Annotated in this window: 18 protein-coding genes and 1 pseudogene; 6 read left to right on the forward strand and 13 right to left on the reverse strand. The window is 68.4% G+C overall.

Features of this window, described 5'->3' with window-relative positions; all coding sequences use genetic code 11:
* Window positions 1-135: 135 nt before the first annotated feature.
* Together ACIBL3_RS43995 and ACIBL3_RS44000 are read right to left on the reverse strand one after the other, a co-directional pair.
* Window positions 136-375, reverse strand: a complete 240-nt coding sequence (locus ACIBL3_RS43995) for a hypothetical protein (protein ID WP_396359977.1) — start codon at window positions 373-375, stop codon at window positions 136-138.
* 56 nt (window positions 376-431) lie between these two features.
* Window positions 432-1,139 (reverse strand): ArsR/SmtB family transcription factor, encoded by a 708-nt coding sequence (locus ACIBL3_RS44000; RefSeq protein WP_396359978.1) that lies wholly within the window; start codon window positions 1,137-1,139, stop codon window positions 432-434.
* Window positions 1,140-1,206: 67 nt separating this feature from the next.
* On the opposite strand from ACIBL3_RS44000, the gene ACIBL3_RS44005 reads away from it, so the two are divergent.
* Window positions 1,207-1,629 carry a hypothetical protein gene (locus tag ACIBL3_RS44005; protein ID WP_396359979.1) on the forward strand — a complete coding sequence of 141 codons (423 nt, stop codon included), beginning with the start codon at window positions 1,207-1,209 and terminating at the stop codon, window positions 1,627-1,629.
* 10 nt (window positions 1,630-1,639) lie between these two features.
* Here ACIBL3_RS44005 and ACIBL3_RS44010 read toward each other — a convergent pair whose 3' ends face one another.
* The 6 genes and pseudogenes from ACIBL3_RS44010 to ACIBL3_RS44035 all read right to left on the reverse strand — a co-directional run bounded on the left by ACIBL3_RS44010 (window position 1,640) and on the right by ACIBL3_RS44035 (window position 4,458).
* Window positions 1,640-2,047, reverse strand: coding sequence for a VOC family protein (locus ACIBL3_RS44010; protein WP_396359980.1), 408 nt, complete (start codon window positions 2,045-2,047; stop codon window positions 1,640-1,642).
* Between the two features lie 11 nt (window positions 2,048-2,058).
* Window positions 2,059-2,457 carry a nuclear transport factor 2 family protein gene (locus tag ACIBL3_RS44015; protein WP_396359981.1) on the reverse strand — a complete coding sequence of 133 codons (399 nt, stop codon included), beginning with the start codon at window positions 2,455-2,457 and terminating at the stop codon, window positions 2,059-2,061.
* A gap of 42 nt (window positions 2,458-2,499) precedes the next feature.
* Window positions 2,500-2,856, reverse strand: coding sequence for a hypothetical protein (locus tag ACIBL3_RS44020; protein ID WP_396359982.1), 357 nt, complete (start codon window positions 2,854-2,856; stop codon window positions 2,500-2,502).
* Complete coding sequence (locus tag ACIBL3_RS44025) at window positions 2,853-3,068, reverse strand: hypothetical protein (RefSeq protein WP_396359983.1); 216 nt, start codon at window positions 3,066-3,068, stop codon at window positions 2,853-2,855. Before ACIBL3_RS44025 ends, ACIBL3_RS44020 begins: the two co-directional genes overlap by 4 nt.
* A 53-nt stretch (window positions 3,069-3,121) precedes the next feature.
* Window positions 3,122-3,646: pseudogene (locus ACIBL3_RS44030) on the reverse strand (YbfB/YjiJ family MFS transporter); the annotation flags it as partial.
* A gap of 104 nt (window positions 3,647-3,750) precedes the next feature.
* Window positions 3,751-4,458 carry an SDR family NAD(P)-dependent oxidoreductase gene (locus ACIBL3_RS44035; RefSeq protein ID WP_396359984.1) on the reverse strand — a complete coding sequence of 236 codons (708 nt, stop codon included), beginning with the start codon at window positions 4,456-4,458 and terminating at the stop codon, window positions 3,751-3,753.
* Window positions 4,459-4,580: 122 nt separating this feature from the next.
* Between ACIBL3_RS44035 and ACIBL3_RS44040 the strand changes: the two genes are divergently transcribed.
* The 3 genes from ACIBL3_RS44040 to ACIBL3_RS44050 all read left to right on the forward strand — a co-directional run bounded on the left by ACIBL3_RS44040 (window position 4,581) and on the right by ACIBL3_RS44050 (window position 8,315).
* Window positions 4,581-5,495: a LysR family transcriptional regulator gene (locus ACIBL3_RS44040; protein WP_396359985.1), complete on the forward strand. Its 915-nt coding sequence runs from the start codon at window positions 4,581-4,583 to the stop codon at window positions 5,493-5,495.
* A 25-nt stretch (window positions 5,496-5,520) separates the two neighbouring features.
* Complete coding sequence (locus ACIBL3_RS44045; RefSeq protein WP_396359986.1) at window positions 5,521-6,387, forward strand: amidohydrolase family protein; 867 nt, start codon at window positions 5,521-5,523, stop codon at window positions 6,385-6,387.
* 119 nt (window positions 6,388-6,506) lie between these two features.
* Complete coding sequence (locus tag ACIBL3_RS44050; RefSeq protein ID WP_396359987.1) at window positions 6,507-8,315, forward strand: glycoside hydrolase family 2 protein; 1,809 nt, start codon at window positions 6,507-6,509, stop codon at window positions 8,313-8,315.
* Here the strand turns inward: ACIBL3_RS44050 and ACIBL3_RS44055 are convergent.
* Window positions 8,300-9,364 carry a YeiH family protein gene (locus tag ACIBL3_RS44055; protein ID WP_396359988.1) on the reverse strand — a complete coding sequence of 355 codons (1,065 nt, stop codon included), beginning with the start codon at window positions 9,362-9,364 and terminating at the stop codon, window positions 8,300-8,302. The genes ACIBL3_RS44050 and ACIBL3_RS44055 overlap by 16 nt on opposite strands.
* A 96-nt stretch (window positions 9,365-9,460) precedes the next feature.
* On the opposite strand from ACIBL3_RS44055, the gene ACIBL3_RS44060 reads away from it, so the two are divergent.
* Window positions 9,461-10,219 carry a GntR family transcriptional regulator gene (locus ACIBL3_RS44060; protein WP_396359989.1) on the forward strand — a complete coding sequence of 253 codons (759 nt, stop codon included), beginning with the start codon at window positions 9,461-9,463 and terminating at the stop codon, window positions 10,217-10,219.
* 4 nt (window positions 10,220-10,223) lie between these two features.
* On the opposite strand, the gene ACIBL3_RS44065 is transcribed toward ACIBL3_RS44060, so the two are convergent.
* Entirely contained in the window at window positions 10,224-11,222 is a 999-nt protein-coding gene (locus ACIBL3_RS44065) for an aldo/keto reductase (protein WP_396359990.1), read from the reverse strand.
* A gap of 123 nt (window positions 11,223-11,345) precedes the next feature.
* Here ACIBL3_RS44065 and ACIBL3_RS44070 point away from each other — a divergent pair, with 123 nt between their 5' ends.
* Complete coding sequence (locus ACIBL3_RS44070; RefSeq protein WP_396359991.1) at window positions 11,346-11,753, forward strand: ArsR family transcriptional regulator; 408 nt, start codon at window positions 11,346-11,348, stop codon at window positions 11,751-11,753.
* Here the strand turns inward: ACIBL3_RS44070 and ACIBL3_RS44075 are convergent.
* Genes ACIBL3_RS44075 through ACIBL3_RS44085 form a run of 3 tightly spaced genes read right to left on the reverse strand, consistent with a single transcriptional unit; the run spans window position 11,741 to window position 14,815 of the window.
* A complete protein-coding gene (locus ACIBL3_RS44075) occupies window positions 11,741-12,976 on the reverse strand; it encodes a RimK family alpha-L-glutamate ligase (RefSeq protein ID WP_396359992.1) in 1,236 nt (411 codons plus the stop codon). The genes ACIBL3_RS44070 and ACIBL3_RS44075 overlap by 13 nt on opposite strands.
* 56 nt (window positions 12,977-13,032) lie before the next feature.
* Entirely contained in the window at window positions 13,033-13,779 is a 747-nt protein-coding gene (locus ACIBL3_RS44080) for an esterase family protein (RefSeq protein ID WP_396359993.1), read from the reverse strand.
* On the reverse strand, window positions 13,739-14,815 hold the full coding sequence (locus ACIBL3_RS44085) for an alpha/beta hydrolase (RefSeq protein WP_396359994.1): 1,077 nt from the start codon (window positions 14,813-14,815) through the stop codon (window positions 13,739-13,741). Before ACIBL3_RS44085 ends, ACIBL3_RS44080 begins: the two co-directional genes overlap by 41 nt.
* Window positions 14,816-14,841: the final 26 nt, after the last annotated feature.

A 14,841-nucleotide genomic window follows, 5' to 3' on the forward strand; every position in this document is an offset into this window, starting at 1 on the left:
GATCCCGTCCCAGGTCAACCGCCCGAAGGGCCTGGGGCGGGGATCTCGTTGTCGAGAGGCGCCATGGCCGCGTTACGCACGAAGGCCCCCGGTGAGCACCGGGGGCCTTCGTGCTCTATCGCTGCCCTCCCTACGCTATGACGCTTGTTCGCTCGGTTGGTGCGACTCCGGCAGGGCGATCCGGTCCGCCGGGAGGCGTTCCGTCCGCTCGGCGCCGTCGTCGCCCTCGTACTGCACCAGACCGGTCCATCCCGTCGCCTCGTGCTCACGGCCGATCAGCCAGCCGGGACGCCACTGGCCGTCCGCTAGGACGACCACATGGCTGGGCAGCGGCAGACGGGACACCAGTTCGGTGCCGGGCTCGAACTCAGTCATGGCCGAAGGCTAGGTGGTTTCCGGGCCCGGCGCCTCTTGGGAGCGTGTTCACAGTCTCAGACTGTGGGCAGAAGTTCTCGCACGACTCCGGTCGGCAGGCCCAACTCGCGCACGGAGCCGGTGACCTTCAGCGCGCGTCCGCCCGTGATGTGGCTCACCCACCCTTGCTGCAAAGCATGTTCGCACACGGCCGCGCCGACCGCGCCGGCCAAGTGCGGCCTGCGTTCGGTCACGTCCAGGCAGGAGCACAGTGCGGGCCGGCCGCGCCGCCGTTCGACCACGATGCCGAGATCTTCCAGCCAGGCGGTGCCTTCCGGCGTCAGCGCGACGCCCTCCGACCAGTCGATCAGGCCGCGCTCGGTCATCGCATCCGCCAATGCCACTCCCAGTTTTCCGGCGAGATGGTCGTAGCAGGTCCGGGCCCGGGCGAACGCGTCTCGCTTGCAAACAGCGGACAGGCTGCTCAGCTGTTCGGTGCGGTGAGGTGCCAGCGACGCAAGCCCTTCGATCAACTCGGCTGTATCCGGACCGGCCAGTTTCAGATAGCGATGCCGCCCTTGCCGGACCTCGGTCAGCAGGCCACCGTCGACCAGCAGGTTGAGATGCTCGCTGATCGTCGGCCGCGACACCTTCGCCACTCGTGCCAACTCGGTCGCGGTCCAAGCCCGCCCGTCGAGCAACGCCAGGCAGACCGTCGCCCTGGTGGCATCGGCCAGCATCCTGGCCCAGGCAGCCAGCTCTTGCCCCTCCGTTTGCGTGCTCATGCTCCCCATGATGCCGTCCTGACTGTTCGGCGCCCGCCGAAGCAGTCGCGACCTAGCGTCGGGACTCATGACGCACCTGACGATCGAACCGTCCATCCTGTACGTCGGAACGCCGGTCGCCCTGCTGTCCACCGAGAACGGCGACGGTTCGGCCAACCTGGCCCCGATGTCGTCCGCCTGGGCGCTCGGCGATGTCGTAGTCCTCGGACTCGGCACCTCCGGCCAGACCGCGGACAACCTGCGGGTGGCCGAGTGCCCGTTGCAGTTCGAAGCGACCGCGGTCCAGGTGGACATTGGTGCTGACGGCACCTTCTTGGTCATCCAGGCGAAGGTGCTGCGGGTGCATGCCGACGAGCGGATCGTCGTACCGGGGACGTCGTACGTCGATCCGGGCGCGTGGTCGCCGCTGGTCTACAACTTCCGCCACTACTTCGGCCTCGGTCCCGAGCTCGGTGAGTCGTTCCGGACCGAGACGCCCAGATCAGCCTGAGCCGATCATTTCACTTCTGGTTGACTTGAAGGTCAAGGTCGGTGAAGAGGGTCAGCTGGATGCCGCCGGGGGTTTCCAGGCGGGCGTTGAGTGAGTTCCATGGTGTGCGGGTCGGCTCGGCGAGCACGGCGGCGCCGGCGTCGGCGAGCTTCCGGGTGGTCGCGGCCGAGTCGTCCACCTCGAGCGCGACCCGGTACTTCCCGGCCACCCGCCGGCCGACCTCGACCTCGTCGATGAAGTCGGCCTGGCCCGGGTCCGCGATCTCCAGGGTGGCCCGCTCGACCTCGAGGATCACCACCCGCCCGTTCTCCGACGAGTACGACGCCCGCTCCGGCAACCCGAGCACGTCCCGGTAGAACGCCACCGCCTCGTCGTAGTCGTCCGCCGTCACGACCAGCCGCAGTTCCTTCACAGTCATGGGGTCAAGTATCAGACCTCCTCCTGCCACACCAGGAAGATGTTCGCCCGGTCGAAGCGCCAGCCTGCCGGCGTCCGGACAGCGGTGTACTTCGCGTTCAGGCCGACGCGGTGGTGCGGCGCCGCCCCCTCGTGGAAGAAGAACGCCAGTTGGGTGGCGGACGCTTCCGCGCGGTCGCCGTCGACGGTGACGACGATGTTGCCGTGCAGGTGCTGCGTCTTGGCGTCCGCCGAGGCTGCGACGTAGGCGACGACGTCGTCGATCCCGTGGATCTCACCACCGCGCGGCGACTGCACCACGATGTCCTTCGCGTAAACGTTCCGCAGCTCGTCCGGCGTTCCTTCGTCCAGCACCCGGGCCAGCTCCGCGAACAGGTCGGCAATCTCGAGCCGATCGGCAAGAGCGTTCATGATCTCCTCTTTCGTTGGTAGCGCCAACGTTGGCGCTACCAACTATAACCGGGAAACCTGGTAGTGCAAGATCTGCCCGGAGTCGCCGACCTGCCGGACGATCAGGCTGAGGTAGACCGAGATGGCCGGCCGATCGGTGAACGTGAAGTCGACGGCGACGTACCCGAGGATCACGTCGTCCGCGAGCCGCCGGGTCTCCAGGACGCCGTACGACGCCTGCAGTCCGAGCGGCTGTGAGTCGTAGTACGTGGCCACGTCGTCCGGGCCCACGCCGTACAGGTGCAGACCCTGGAAGATCGCGTCGTCGGCGAAGAGGGCGCTGACCTCCTTGGGTTCGTGGGCGTCGACGCCCGCCTTCCACTGGTCGAGGACGGTGTGCAAGATCTCGAGGTCGGTCATGAGAATCTCCTGGTTGGAATGGCTGCCGCGGTGACTGCTGCGGCGGCGACCACGCCGGCGCTGAGCAGCAGTGCCTGGTGGTAGCCGTTGTGGATGAGTGGACTGACGGCCAGCGGGCCGACGATGAGTAGGAGGGCGGGTCGGGACCAGGTCCGGCCGAGCCGGGCCCACAGCGCCGCCGAGGGGATGGCGGCCAAGCCGACCAGGTCCATGCATTGCTGCCGACCTGCTCGGAGGCCGTCTCGCCGATGGCTGCGACGAGGAACGTGCCAGCCACGATGTAGCCGAGACCTTCGAGTGAATAGCTGGTCAGCAGGGCTCCGAATCCGCTGCGCGGCTCGCTCGCTGGTGCTGCTTCGGTCGGCGCGGCGCTGGGGAGGTGCCAGGCCAATGCGGTGCTGACGAGGATGGCTGCCGCGGTGATCCACCACGCTTGTCGCCAATCGCCGGGTACCAGTCCCGACAGTGCGATGCCGGCGCCGATCCCTCCGAAAGACCAGCCGGCCTTGTGATGAACGTGGGTGAGCACGGCGCTGACGGCGACCACGAAGATCAGCGCACTCGCGATCCCGGCAATGGCTCGCAAACCGAGCCAGGCGGCGCCGCTCCGAGTGGTCGGCATGAGGGCGAGCGTTGCGGCCAGGGCGAGTAGCGAGAGGCGCAGAGTCCAGCGGGAGTGGGTCAGGCGTGGCGTGACGATTGCGGCCAATGAGCCCGCCAGGTAACCGGCGTAGTTGGCGGTCGCGAGCGTCGCTCCCAGGCGGGGCGACAGACCCGCCTGGGAGTGCATCAACGGCAGGATGGGGTGTAGGCGAACCGGCCGATCCCCATCCCGCCCGCGAGTGCGGCGGCAGCCTGGGCGACCACGCGCCACTCGGTACGGACGGCCACGGCTCAGTGACCCGCCCTCTGGCCGCCGTCGACGTGCACGATCTCGCCGGTCACGAAGGCGGCGCCTTCGAGGAACAGGACGGCGTCGACGATCTCGTCGATCTCGCCGAGCCGGCCGACCGGGTGCAGCGCCGCGAGGAACTCGTGGGTCTCCGCCGGGTGCATCGGCGTCCGGATCACGCCGGGGGCGACGGCGTTGAACCGGATGCCGCGGGTTGCGTACTCGGTGGCGAGCGACTTGGTGACGGAGTTGAGGCCGCCCTTGGTCAGCGAGGCGAGCGCGGACGGCACGTTGCTGTTCGCGTGATCGGCCAGGCTGGTGGTGATGCCGACGACATGGCCGGTGCCCTGGGCAACCATCGCGGCGACCGCCCGCTGGGTGATCTCGAAGAACCCGCGGACGTTCACGCCGGTGACCAGGTCGAAGTCCTCGGTGGTGTAGTCGGTGAACGGCTTGGCGACGAAGACACCCGCGTTGTTGACCAGGGTGTCGACCCGGCCGAACGTCTCGATCGCCCGCTCGACGATCCGGCGGCCGACGCCCGGCGCCGCGATGTCGCCGGCGACGGTCAGCACCAGCGGGTCGTCGGACGGCTCGATGGTGCGGGAGTTCGCGACCACGGCGTACCCGAGTTTCCGGTACGCCGGGACGAGTGCCGCGCCGATGCCGGAGGACGCACCGGTGACGACGGCGACTTTCTGGTGGCTCATGAGGCTCTCTTTCTGGGAGTTGTTTCTGGAGGCGCTGTACTTCGATCGTTGTCGAACCATCGGTGGTTTTCCACGACCGGTTTGCTCCCAGCTGAGAGGCCCGGCCTACTACGATCGAGCCCGTGGAACTGCGGCAGCTGGGCTACTTCGTCGCCGTGGCCGAGGAGCTCAACTTCGGTCGCGCCGCGGCTCGCCTGCACATCGCCGGCCCCTCGCTGTCGCAGCAGATCAAGTCGCTGGAACGTGACCTCGGTGTCCGGCTGTTCGACCGCGATCGCCGTACCGTCACGCTGACCGCGCAGGGCGAGGCGCTGCTGCCGCGGGCCCGTGCGTTGCTCGACCAGGCCGGCGAGTTACGCCGTACGGCGGCCGGCCTCGCGGCGACCGAACCGGTGCGGCTCGGGTACGTGAGCTGGCGGCCGCCCGATCTCGTCGAGCGGACGTCCGGGGTCGCGCAGCTGCTCGTCGACGCCTGGGTGATGCCGTCGCACACGCAGGCGGCGCGGGTGGCGGACGGCAGCGTCGACCTGGCGATCTGCTGGGTGCGCGCGACCGACCTGGCCGAGCAGGATCTGGCCGGTCGGCTGATCGGGGCGGACCAGCTGTCCGCGATCTCGTGGGGTCGCGACGAGTCCGCCGTACGCGCGAAGGACACCGCCGTACTCGTCGACGCCGACACCGGGACCTGGGCGTCGTGGAACATCTATGCGGTCGAGTTCGCCCGCGAGACCGGTGCCGAGGTGGTCCGCATCGACGACCACGGGATCACCGGTCCGGCCTTCTACGAGCATGTACGGCGGTTGCGCCGGCCGGTCATCAGATCGCCGAAGCGGGACGAGACTCCGCTGCCTCCCGACCTGGTCCGGCGGCCGGTGGTCGAGCCGGTGCCCGTGTGGACGTGGGCGCTCGTGACCCGCCGGGACGAGCCGAGTCGCGCCGTACAGGCTGCCTTCGAGGCTCTGACTCGTGGTGTCGTTTTGGACCTCGATCTGTCGGTCTCGTGGGTCCCGGCCGACGACCTGTTCCGGATGGGGTAGTCGCGGGGCCGCCTACAGTGTGGGGATGCGTGACGCGGACGTTCCCGGGTGGTGGCGGCGGCTCGGCCTTGAGGGGTTGGTCGACGTACATGTGCACTTTCTGCCGGACCAGGTGATGAACGCGGTGTGGGCGTACTTCGACCAGGCGTCGGAGCACTACGGGACGGCCTGGCCGATCAACTACCGGACGTCGGTGGAGGAGCGGCTGAAGACGCTCGAGGCGCTGGGGGTGCGGGCGTTTCCGGCCTTGGTGTACCCGCACAAGCCTGGGATGGCGGCCTGGCTCAACGCGTGGGCTCGGGACTTCGCGTCGGTGACGCCTGGGTGTGTGTCGAGTGGGACGTTCTTTCCTGAGGCTGGTGCTTCGGCGTATGTGCGGGAGGCGTTGGAGGCGGGGACGCGGATCTTCAAGGTTCATGTGCAGGTGGGGGATTACGACCCGCGCGATGGTGAGCTCGACGATGTGTGGGGGCAGTTGGCGGAGGCCGCCGTACCGGTGGTGGTGCATTGTGGGTCGGGACCTATTCCTGGGCGGCACACCGGGCCCGGGCCGTTTGGTGAGGTGTTGCGGAAGCATCCGTCGTTGACCGCGGTGATCGCGCATTTGGGGATGCCGGAGTACGTGGAGCACTTGGCGCTCACGTCGTACCCGAACGTGCATCTGGACACGACGATGGCGTTGACCCCGTTCACCGAGGCCCTGATGCCGTTCCCACGCTCGCTGACCTCACGGCTTGGTGACCTGCAGGACCGCATCGTGCTGGGATCGGACTTCCCGAACATCCCCTACGACTACGCCGTCCAGCTGTCGGCACTGGAGTCCCTAGACCTCGGCGACACCTGGCTACGCGCCGTCTGCTGGGACAACGGCACCCGCCTACTCGGCCTGTAGGGGGACCGGCTGGGTGGGGTCGGCTGTGGGGAACGTAGTTCTGGATGTGCCGTTGCTGGGGCTATTCCAACGTTGTAGTGTCTGGTCGACCGCCTGACTTCAGCTTCCGGGAGCTCTTCATGACCCAGCCTCGCCCTGAACACCCGCGTCCGCAGTTCGTTCGGCCGGAGTGGTTGAACTTGAACGGGGAGTGGCAGTTCGAGATCGATCAGGCCGACACCGGTCTCGAGCGTGGGGTGCGGGACCGCGAGTTGCAGCAGCGGATCGTCGTACCGTTCGCGCCGGAGAGCAAGCTGTCCGGGATCGAGAACGTCGACTTCCTCGAGGCGGTCTGGTATCGGACGACTGTCACGATCCCGGCGGACTGGACCGGCAAGGACGCGGTGCTGCACTTCCAGGCCGTCGACCAGGACGCCACTGTCTGGGTCAACGGCGTCGAGGTGGTCAGGCACCGGGGTGGGTTCACGCCGTTCAGTGCCAACCTGCGCGACGTCGCCCGCCCGGGTGAGGAGGCGCTGGTCGTGGTCCGCGCCCGCGACACCCGGCAGGGCGTCCAGGCGCGCGGCAAGCAGACGTCGGTGTACTTCAACCACGGCTGCCTCTACACCCGCACCACCGGGATCTGGCAGACCGTCTGGCTCGAGGCGGTGCCGACGACCCACCTCGGAAGGCCGCGGATCACACCGGACCTGGCCGGCTCCAGCTTCCACCTCGAGGTGCCGGTGTCGGCGAACAAGCCGGGCTGGAAGGTTCGCGCGATCCTCAAGGACGCCGACGGCGAGGTCGTGAGCCAGGAGGTGCGCGCCGATCTCGACCTGGCGCCGCGGCTCACGCTGCGGGTTCCGACCGACCGGGTCCGGGTCTGGGACACGACCGACCCGCACCTGTACGACGTACGCCTCGAGCTGATCGATGCCGACGGCAACGTTGTGGACGGAGCCGACAGCTACGCCGGACTGCGATCGGTGTCGATCAACGGTCAGGCGATACTGATCAACGGCAAGCACGTGTACCAGCGGCTGGTGCTCGACCAGGGGTACTGGCCGGACAGCCTGATGACGGCGCCGTCCGAGGAGGCGCTGCTCGCGGACATCGAGCTGAGCCTGGCCGCCGGGTTCAACGGGGCGCGGCTGCACCAGAAGGTGTTCGAGGAGCGGTTCCTGTACCACGCGGACCGGCTCGGGTACCTGGTCTGGGGCGAGTTCGGCGACTGGGGCTCGGGTACCGGCGACACTGGCCACGACAACCAGCAGCCGGCGGCGAACTTCGTCACCCAATGGCTGGAGGCCGTCGAGCGCGACTACAGCCACCCGTCGATCATCGGCTGGTGCCCGCTGAACGAGACGCACCAGCTGCTGCACGACCGGATCACCCAGCTGGATGACGTCACGCGCGCGATGTTCCTGGCGACCAAGGCTGCTGACACGACGCGCCCCGTGCTGGACGCGTCCGGGTACTCGCACCGGGTGCCGGAGACGGACGTCTGGGACTCGCACAACTACGAGCAGGTCCCGGAGAAGTTCGCCGAGCAGATGGCGGGCCTCGCGGACGGCAAGCCGTACGGCAACGTCGGCGGGCACGACGGCAAGCCGATCTCCCAGCCGTACGCCGGTCAGCCGTACTTCTGCAGTGAGTTCGGCGGCATCTGGTGGAACGCCGAGGCGGCTGCCGCCGGCGCCGCGGGCAACACGAACGAGTCCTGGGGTTACGGCCAACGGGTCGCGGACGAGGAGGCGTTCTACGTCCGGTTCGCCGGTCTGGTCGATGTGCTGCTCGACAACCCGCTGATGTTCGGCTACTGCTACACGCAGCTCACCGACGTCTTCCAGGAAGAGAACGGCATCTACCGCTTCGACCGCAGCAGCAAGTTCGACGTACCGCGGATCAAGGCCGTGCAGACCCGGTCCGCCGCCTACGAGAAGGACTGAATCGCCAGGCTGCCCGCCGCGACCAGGACCCACAGGATCGCTCCGAGGAGGAGCGGCCGGGGTCCTGCGTCGCGCAGCTCCTTCGGCCGCAGTGAGAGGCCGATCGCGACCAGCGCGGACGTGATCAGGAACGTGCCGATCGTGCTCAAGGCGGGCAGCCAGCTCAGTGGCACCAGGCCGGCCGACCGCAGGCCGGAGGCGGCGACGAACCCGATCAGGAACAGCGGGACGAGCTTCCGCCACGGCAGGCGCTGCGTGGCGGAAGTCCGAGCGTCGCGGCGCGACTTGAGCAGGACCAGCGTCAGTACGATCGGAACGAGCATCAACGACCGGGTGAGCTTGACGACGATCGCCTGGTCGCCCGCCTGCTGGCTGTAGGCGTAGCCAGCCGCGACCACCGACGACGTGTCGTTGATCGCCGTACCCGCCCACAATCCGAAGGCTTCCGGGCTGAGGCCCATCAGGTGGCCGAGCGGCGGGAACGTCAGTACGGCGACCACGTTGAAGGTGAAGATCGTCGCCAGCGCATAGGCAACCGATGAGCGTTTGGGGTTGATCGCGGCCGTGGTGGCGGCGATCGCCGACGCGCCGCAGATCGCCGTACCGACGCCGATCAACGTCTGGGTGTCGCCCCGGACGCCGAGCAGGCGGCCGAACAGCCAGGCGCCGCCGAGCGCGAGCGCGAGCGTGCCGAGCATCACCGGCAAGGACGAGCTGCCGACGTGGGCGACCTGTTGGAGAGACAGACCGGTTCCCAGTACGACGATCGACAGCTGGAGCAATGTCTTTCCGGCGAAGGTGTAGCCGGGTCGGCAGCGCTCGGAGCGCACCGCCGGGATCAGCAGGCCGGCCAGCACGCCCAGCAGGATCCCGAACACCGGACCGCCGACCACAGGCACCAGCCGCCCGAGCGGAACCGCAGCCGCAGCAAGCGTGAGTACGACGGCCAGCCCAGGCAACCGCCGGGACGCTGCACGGAACGCAGCGCGCAGCGGGTGGTCGAGAACGGCGGTCGGGGCGACTGGTGGCCTAACCTCGACCTGCACCATCGACCGGTTCTCCTCCCGTTAGAAATGTACGCACATTTAAGCTAGGAGATGACCGGACATTTGGCAACCCCGGTGACCGACGGAGGCAGGACCCAGATGACCGAGCGCAGGCTCGACCGCTCCGGCGGCCAGCCGCTCTGGAAGCAGCTGCAGCAGGAACTCGTCCGCCGGCTGCGGGCCGGGGAGTTCGACGACGTCTTCCCCGGCGAGCTCGCGCTGGTCGAGGACTACCAGGTCAGCCGGCACACGGTCCGCCAGGCGCTCGCCAAGCTCCGTGCGGACGGCCTGATCGTCGCCGAACGCGGTCGCCAGCCGCGCGTCGCCACTGCGCCCGAGATCCGGCAGCCGATGGGTGCGCTCTACAGCTTGTTCTCCTCGGTCGAGGCGTCCGGGCTGACCCAGCACAGCGTCGTACGGGCGCTGGACATCCGGGCCGACGGCGTCATCGCGGCCCGGCTGGACCTGGAGGCGTCCATCCCGCTGCTGTACCTCGAGCGCCTCCGCTTCGCCGGTGACGAGCCGCTGGCACTGGACCGCGTCTGGCTGCCCGCATCACTCGCCGAACCGCTCCTGGATGCCGACTTCACCCACACCAGTCTCTACAACGAGCTCGCCGCCCGCACCGGGCTCCACCTCGACCACGGCCGCGAGGACATCCGGGCCGTCGTACCCACACCCGCCGAGCGGACGCTGCTGCACTGCCCGCCGGAGGCCGCCGCCTTCTCGATCAATCGGCAAGGTACGTCGCAGAACACCCCGATCGAGTGGCGTCACACCCTGGTCCGGGGCGACCGCTTCGCACTGTCGGCCGAGTTCTCCGCCAAGACCGGCTACCGCCTGACCGCGACGACGTGATCGCTCAGAGGTTGGTCATCCGCTCCTGAGCCTCGGCGTACCGGCCACCCTGGATCCGGATCTTCGCGCCGGCCTCGTCGATCTCGGTCAACTCGTCCGCGGACAGCTCGATGCCTGCGGCGCCGAGGTTCTCGTCCAGCCGGTGCAGCTTGCGGGTGCCCGGGATCGGCACGATCCACGGCCGCTGGGCGAGCAGCCAGGCCAGCGCGATCTGCGCGGGCGTCGCGCCCTTGCGGTCCGCGATGCCGGTGAGCAGATCGACGATCGCCTGGTTGTGCTCGCGGGCGTCCGGTTCGAAGCGCGGGATCGTACTGCGGATGTCGTTGGACGAATCGAAGTCCGTCGACGACGTGATCGTCCCGGTGAGGAATCCCTTGCCCAGCGGGCTGTACGGGACGAACCCGATGCCCAGCTCGGCGCACACGGCCAGCACCTCCTCCTCCGGGCGGCGCCACCAAACCGAGTACTCGCTCTGGATCGCGGTCACCGGATGAACGGCGTGCGCCCGCCGGATCGTGGCGGCTGCCGCTTCGGACAGACCGAAGTACTTGACCTTGCCTGCGTCGACGAGCTCCTTCACGGTGCCGGCGACGTCCTCGATCGGCACCTCCGGATCGACCCGGTGCTGGTAGTAGAGGTCGATCACGTCGACCCCGAGCCGCTGCAGTGACCCGTCGACGACCTGCCTGATGCTCTCCGGCCGACTGGTCACCCGGCCCCGCGGCTTCCGCTCCACCGGGTCGATGTCCCAGCCGAACTTGGTCGCGATCACCACCTGATCCCGGTACGGCGCGAGCGCTTCGCCGACGAGCTCCTCGTTCGCGTACGGCCCGTAGATCTCGGCGGTGTCGAAGAACGTGACGCCGCGCTCCACCGCCGTACGGACCAGCCCGATCATCTGCTGCCGATCGGGTCGGTCGCTGTACCCGCCGGTCATGCTCATGCACCCGAGTCCGAGGGCGGATACCTCCGGACCGTTCGTCCCCAGGACGCGCTTCTCCATGCCCCTACTCCCGTCTCCACAGCCGATTCGGTTCGACCGTAGGCCGGTCTGCCGCGGCCAGGGAGGCACTGCCAGTACACCCTTGGCTTTTCAGAAGTTACGTAACTACGTACTATCCACAGTGTGGAAGACCCTGTGGATAACCGGCTCGCCGAGCTGGAACGGCGCATCGCCGCGCTGGAATCCGCAGCGAGCGTGCGACGCCGGCCGGGGCGTGGGCAGGCCGAAGGGACCCGGGCGCTCGAGGCGCTGCGGGATCGGCCGGAGTGGTCAGGGATGGCGCCGACGCTGGCGGCGCTCGGGAACCCGGTGCGGTTGAGACTGTTGCGCGAGATCGTGCGCGGTCATGCCACCGTCGGCTCGTTGAGCACCCTGGACGGGCTGGGCACGAGCGGGCAGGTCTACCACCATCTGCGGCAGTTGAGTGCCGAGGGCTGGCTGCACAACCCGAGCCGCGGGGTCTTCGCGATCCCGCCGGCCCGGGTCAGCGCACTGCAGGCGATTCTGGCCGCGCTGGATCAGCTGGACTGATCGGCGAGCCAGAGGTTGGTGAGGCCCCGGAAGTGGGCGAAGAACTGGTCGTGCTCGTTCTCGGGGTAGGTGGTCGTGACGGTGTCGCGGAGCAGGCGGTCGAAGTCGGGGCCGGCGACCCAGTCGCGGAGCCGGGCGTCGAAGTCGCCCAGGTGTTCCGCGCACCACTCGTGGTACTTCGTGGTCTCGAAGTGCTCGTCGGCCAGCGCGAGGTACCCGTTCAGCTTGGCGTCGTAGTCGAGCGACTCGTCGTCGGCGATCTCGAAGTACCGCTCGGTGTGCAGGTCGACGCTGGTGCGCCGACTGGTCGCGAGCGAGAAGACCGACCACTTGACCAGGGCGCTGATCGCCCACGGGAAGTAGTAGTGCAGCGAGGTGACGGCGACGTCCGGGCAGGCGTTGGCGTAGTCGATCGGGTGCACCGAATCGCCCTTGACCAGCATCTCGCAGGAGTTGAACTCCCAGCCAAAGAACGCGTTCACGATCCGGCTGATCGCCACCGCCTGGTGCCCGGCCGACGGGCTGAGGAAGTCGTGCGAGACGGCGTACCGGTTGTGCATCGGCTCGTCCGGACGGAAGTCCATCACCATCGTCTCGGCGCCGATCGACAGCGCCCGGGCGAACACGTCGTACTCGATCGTCGCCTGCAGGTGCATCAGCATCTCGCCGGACTGGTCGTACGCGCGGTGCAGGTCGACCTTGTCGTTGATCCGGGACACGCCCCGCCAGCCGCCGCCGTCGAACGGCTTCATGTAGAGCGGGTAGCCGAGGTCCTCGGCGATCGCGTCCAGGTCGAAACCCTTGTTGTACTTGGCCGACGTGTACGCCCAGCGCACGTTGTCGACCGGGTTCTTGTACGGCACCAGCACGGTCCGCGGGATCTTCAGGCCGAGCCTCAGCATCGCGCAGTACGCGCTGTGCTTCTCCATCGCCTGGAAGGTGAAGGGCGAGTTCAGCAGGTACGTGCCGTTCATCAGCGCGGCCTTCTTCAGCCACTCGCGCGGGTGGTAGTACCAGTACGCCAGCCGGTCGATCACCAGCCCGACCCGGACCGGATCGGTCAGGTCGAACGGCTCGATGGTCAGCCGGCGGGACCCGAACTCGTGCTCGGTCCCGTCGATCGTCACCGGCCCGACCCGCTGCAGCAGCGCCTCGAACGCCTGCGGCCAGTCCTCCTCGGCCCCCAGCAACAACCCGATCAAATGCCTCGAACGGTCAGCCATGGCGCTCCTTAAGGTCAGGGAAGGAAGGAAAGAAAGGAGGGGAGGTGGGTGGACTCCTAACAGAACCGGGGCAGGTGGTGGGCGATCTGCTGCCGCCACCAGGGCCAGTCATGCGCTACGTCGTACCCCCACAGGTCCAGCTCATGCGGGATGCCCTTCTCGGCCAGTACGGCGGCGGTCGCACGAGCCGACGGCAACGACCCGGTCGGGTGCGTCTCCCAGTCGCCCTGACCGACCGTGAGCAGGATGAAGATCCGCTGCCGCAGCCACTCCAGGTGGTCGCCGTCCAGGTTGGGCAGGTAGTCGGCCGGGTTGTTGAAGTACGTCGCGTCGCCGCGCTCACCCCAGGCGTGCCAGCTGGCCGCGTCGTAGTTGCCGGACTGGCAGATCGCGATCGGGAACAGGTCGGCCCGCTTGAACGCGAAGTTGAGCGCGTGGAAGGCGCCCAGGCTGCAGCCGGTGGTGATGATGTCCGAGACACCGGGCGAGTCCGCGCCGATCGTCGGCACCACCTGGTTGACGATCCACGACTCGTACAGGCCGTGCCGCCGGGCCCGGTCCTCGAGCTGGATGCTGCGGTCGGACCAGCTGACGTGGTCGTAGGAGTCGACGCAGTACAGCTTCACCCGGCCGGCCTCGATCAGGTCCTTGACCGCGTCGACCATGCCGTTGTTCTCGTAGTCCCAGGCACGGCCCTGCTCACTGGGGAAGACCAGCACCGGCCGGCCGAAGTGGCCGTAGCGGATCACCGTGCCGGGGCGGTCAAGCCCCGGCGCCTCCAGCTCGACCTGTTCCCGCTCCATCAGCCTCACCCCAGGCGCGTCGCAGTAGATCCGTGAGATCAGGATCCAGCACATCACGCCAGGCTGTGAAGTTGTGCATGTCCGGCGTTTCGCCGAACTCCACCCGGAGCCCGAGCTCGGTCAGCTTGGCGGCCATCACCCGGTTGTTGTGGACGTTCTCCTCGGTGCTGCCGGCGGTCATCCCGATCGCCGGCGCACTCGGTGCCGTGGTTGCCGACAGCACCTGCTCCACGAACCCGCTGACCTGGGCGAAGCGCTCGAACTTCGACTCCTGCGGGTCGGTCTCCAGCGTGAAGAACGAGCCCGACTGCAGGAACAGCCCGGCGAACGTGCCGGGATGGTTCCACTCCGCGTGCAGCGCCGCGAGCGCGCCCAGGCTGGCGCCCGTCAGCACCGGCTTCCGGCTCCGGTACTGCGACTCGACTGCAGGCAGCACGTGTTGTGTCAAGGCCTCGGCGTACTGCGGATTCGCGGCGTACCAGAGGTTTCGGGAGGTCGGGTGGATCAGGGCGAGCCGGAACGGCGGGAGGGTGCCCTCGGCGACCATCGCGCCGGCGTAGTGCGTCAGACCGGCGTACGAGGCGAACTCGGGCCCGTCGTGGGCGAGCAGCAGCGGCAGCTCGAACGTCGGCGCGATGCCCTCGGGCGCCCACACCTGGACGTCGACCTGACCGACCGGGGAGCTGATCGACTGCGCGGTCAGCGTGGAGGCGATCGGAGGCGTGGCGATCCAGGCGGGCTCGACGTACCCGGGCAGTGGGAGCCAGGAGTGCTCGCCGAACGCGCCGCCGACTACGCGCGGGTTGGTCGGGTCGGTGCGCATCCCCAGGTCGGCGATGTCGAACAGGTACTCCATCCGGTGCACGGACGGTCGGGGCAGCCGCAGCTCCCAGCCGTAGGCGACCGGCTTGAACTCCAGGAGCTCGGCGGCGAGGCCCAGCTCCTGCCACAGCTTGACCCCGGTGAAGGCATGCGAAGCATCGCCGAGGCGGAAAACCACCTCGGCGCCTTCGACCGCGCTCACCACACTGGGCATCAGACCACCGTACAGCCGGAATCACT

This window comes from Kribbella sp. NPDC050124 (genome assembly GCF_044460355.1).
Lineage (GTDB): Bacteria > Actinomycetota > Actinomycetes > Propionibacteriales > Kribbellaceae > Kribbella.

Excerpts from the sequence above, each read along its gene's own strand:
- ACIBL3_RS43995 (WP_396359977.1), bottom strand. The coding sequence starts at position 375 with ATGACTGAGTTCGAGCCCGGCACCGAACTGGTGTCCCGTCTGCCGCTG.
- ACIBL3_RS44000 (WP_396359978.1), bottom strand. The coding sequence starts at position 1,139 with ATGAGCACGCAAACGGAGGGGCAAGAGCTGGCTGCCTGGGCCAGGATG.
- ACIBL3_RS44005 (WP_396359979.1), top strand. The coding sequence starts at position 1,207 with ATGACGCACCTGACGATCGAACCGTCCATCCTGTACGTCGGAACGCCG.
- ACIBL3_RS44010 (WP_396359980.1), bottom strand. The coding sequence starts at position 2,047 with ATGACTGTGAAGGAACTGCGGCTGGTCGTGACGGCGGACGACTACGAC.
- ACIBL3_RS44015 (WP_396359981.1), bottom strand. The coding sequence starts at position 2,457 with ATGAACGCTCTTGCCGATCGGCTCGAGATTGCCGACCTGTTCGCGGAG.
- ACIBL3_RS44020 (WP_396359982.1), bottom strand. The coding sequence starts at position 2,856 with ATGACCGACCTCGAGATCTTGCACACCGTCCTCGACCAGTGGAAGGCG.
- ACIBL3_RS44025 (WP_396359983.1), bottom strand. The coding sequence starts at position 3,068 with ATGGACCTGGTCGGCTTGGCCGCCATCCCCTCGGCGGCGCTGTGGGCC.
- ACIBL3_RS44035 (WP_396359984.1), bottom strand. The coding sequence starts at position 4,458 with ATGAGCCACCAGAAAGTCGCCGTCGTCACCGGTGCGTCCTCCGGCATC.
- ACIBL3_RS44045 (WP_396359986.1), top strand. The coding sequence starts at position 5,521 with ATGCGTGACGCGGACGTTCCCGGGTGGTGGCGGCGGCTCGGCCTTGAG.
- ACIBL3_RS44050 (WP_396359987.1), top strand. The coding sequence starts at position 6,507 with ATGACCCAGCCTCGCCCTGAACACCCGCGTCCGCAGTTCGTTCGGCCG.
- ACIBL3_RS44055 (WP_396359988.1), bottom strand. The coding sequence starts at position 9,364 with ATGGTGCAGGTCGAGGTTAGGCCACCAGTCGCCCCGACCGCCGTTCTC.
- ACIBL3_RS44060 (WP_396359989.1), top strand. The coding sequence starts at position 9,461 with ATGACCGAGCGCAGGCTCGACCGCTCCGGCGGCCAGCCGCTCTGGAAG.
- ACIBL3_RS44065 (WP_396359990.1), bottom strand. The coding sequence starts at position 11,222 with ATGGAGAAGCGCGTCCTGGGGACGAACGGTCCGGAGGTATCCGCCCTC.
- ACIBL3_RS44075 (WP_396359992.1), bottom strand. The coding sequence starts at position 12,976 with ATGGCTGACCGTTCGAGGCATTTGATCGGGTTGTTGCTGGGGGCCGAG.
- ACIBL3_RS44080 (WP_396359993.1), bottom strand. The coding sequence starts at position 13,779 with ATGGAGCGGGAACAGGTCGAGCTGGAGGCGCCGGGGCTTGACCGCCCC.
- ACIBL3_RS44085 (WP_396359994.1), bottom strand. The coding sequence starts at position 14,815 with ATGCCCAGTGTGGTGAGCGCGGTCGAAGGCGCCGAGGTGGTTTTCCGC.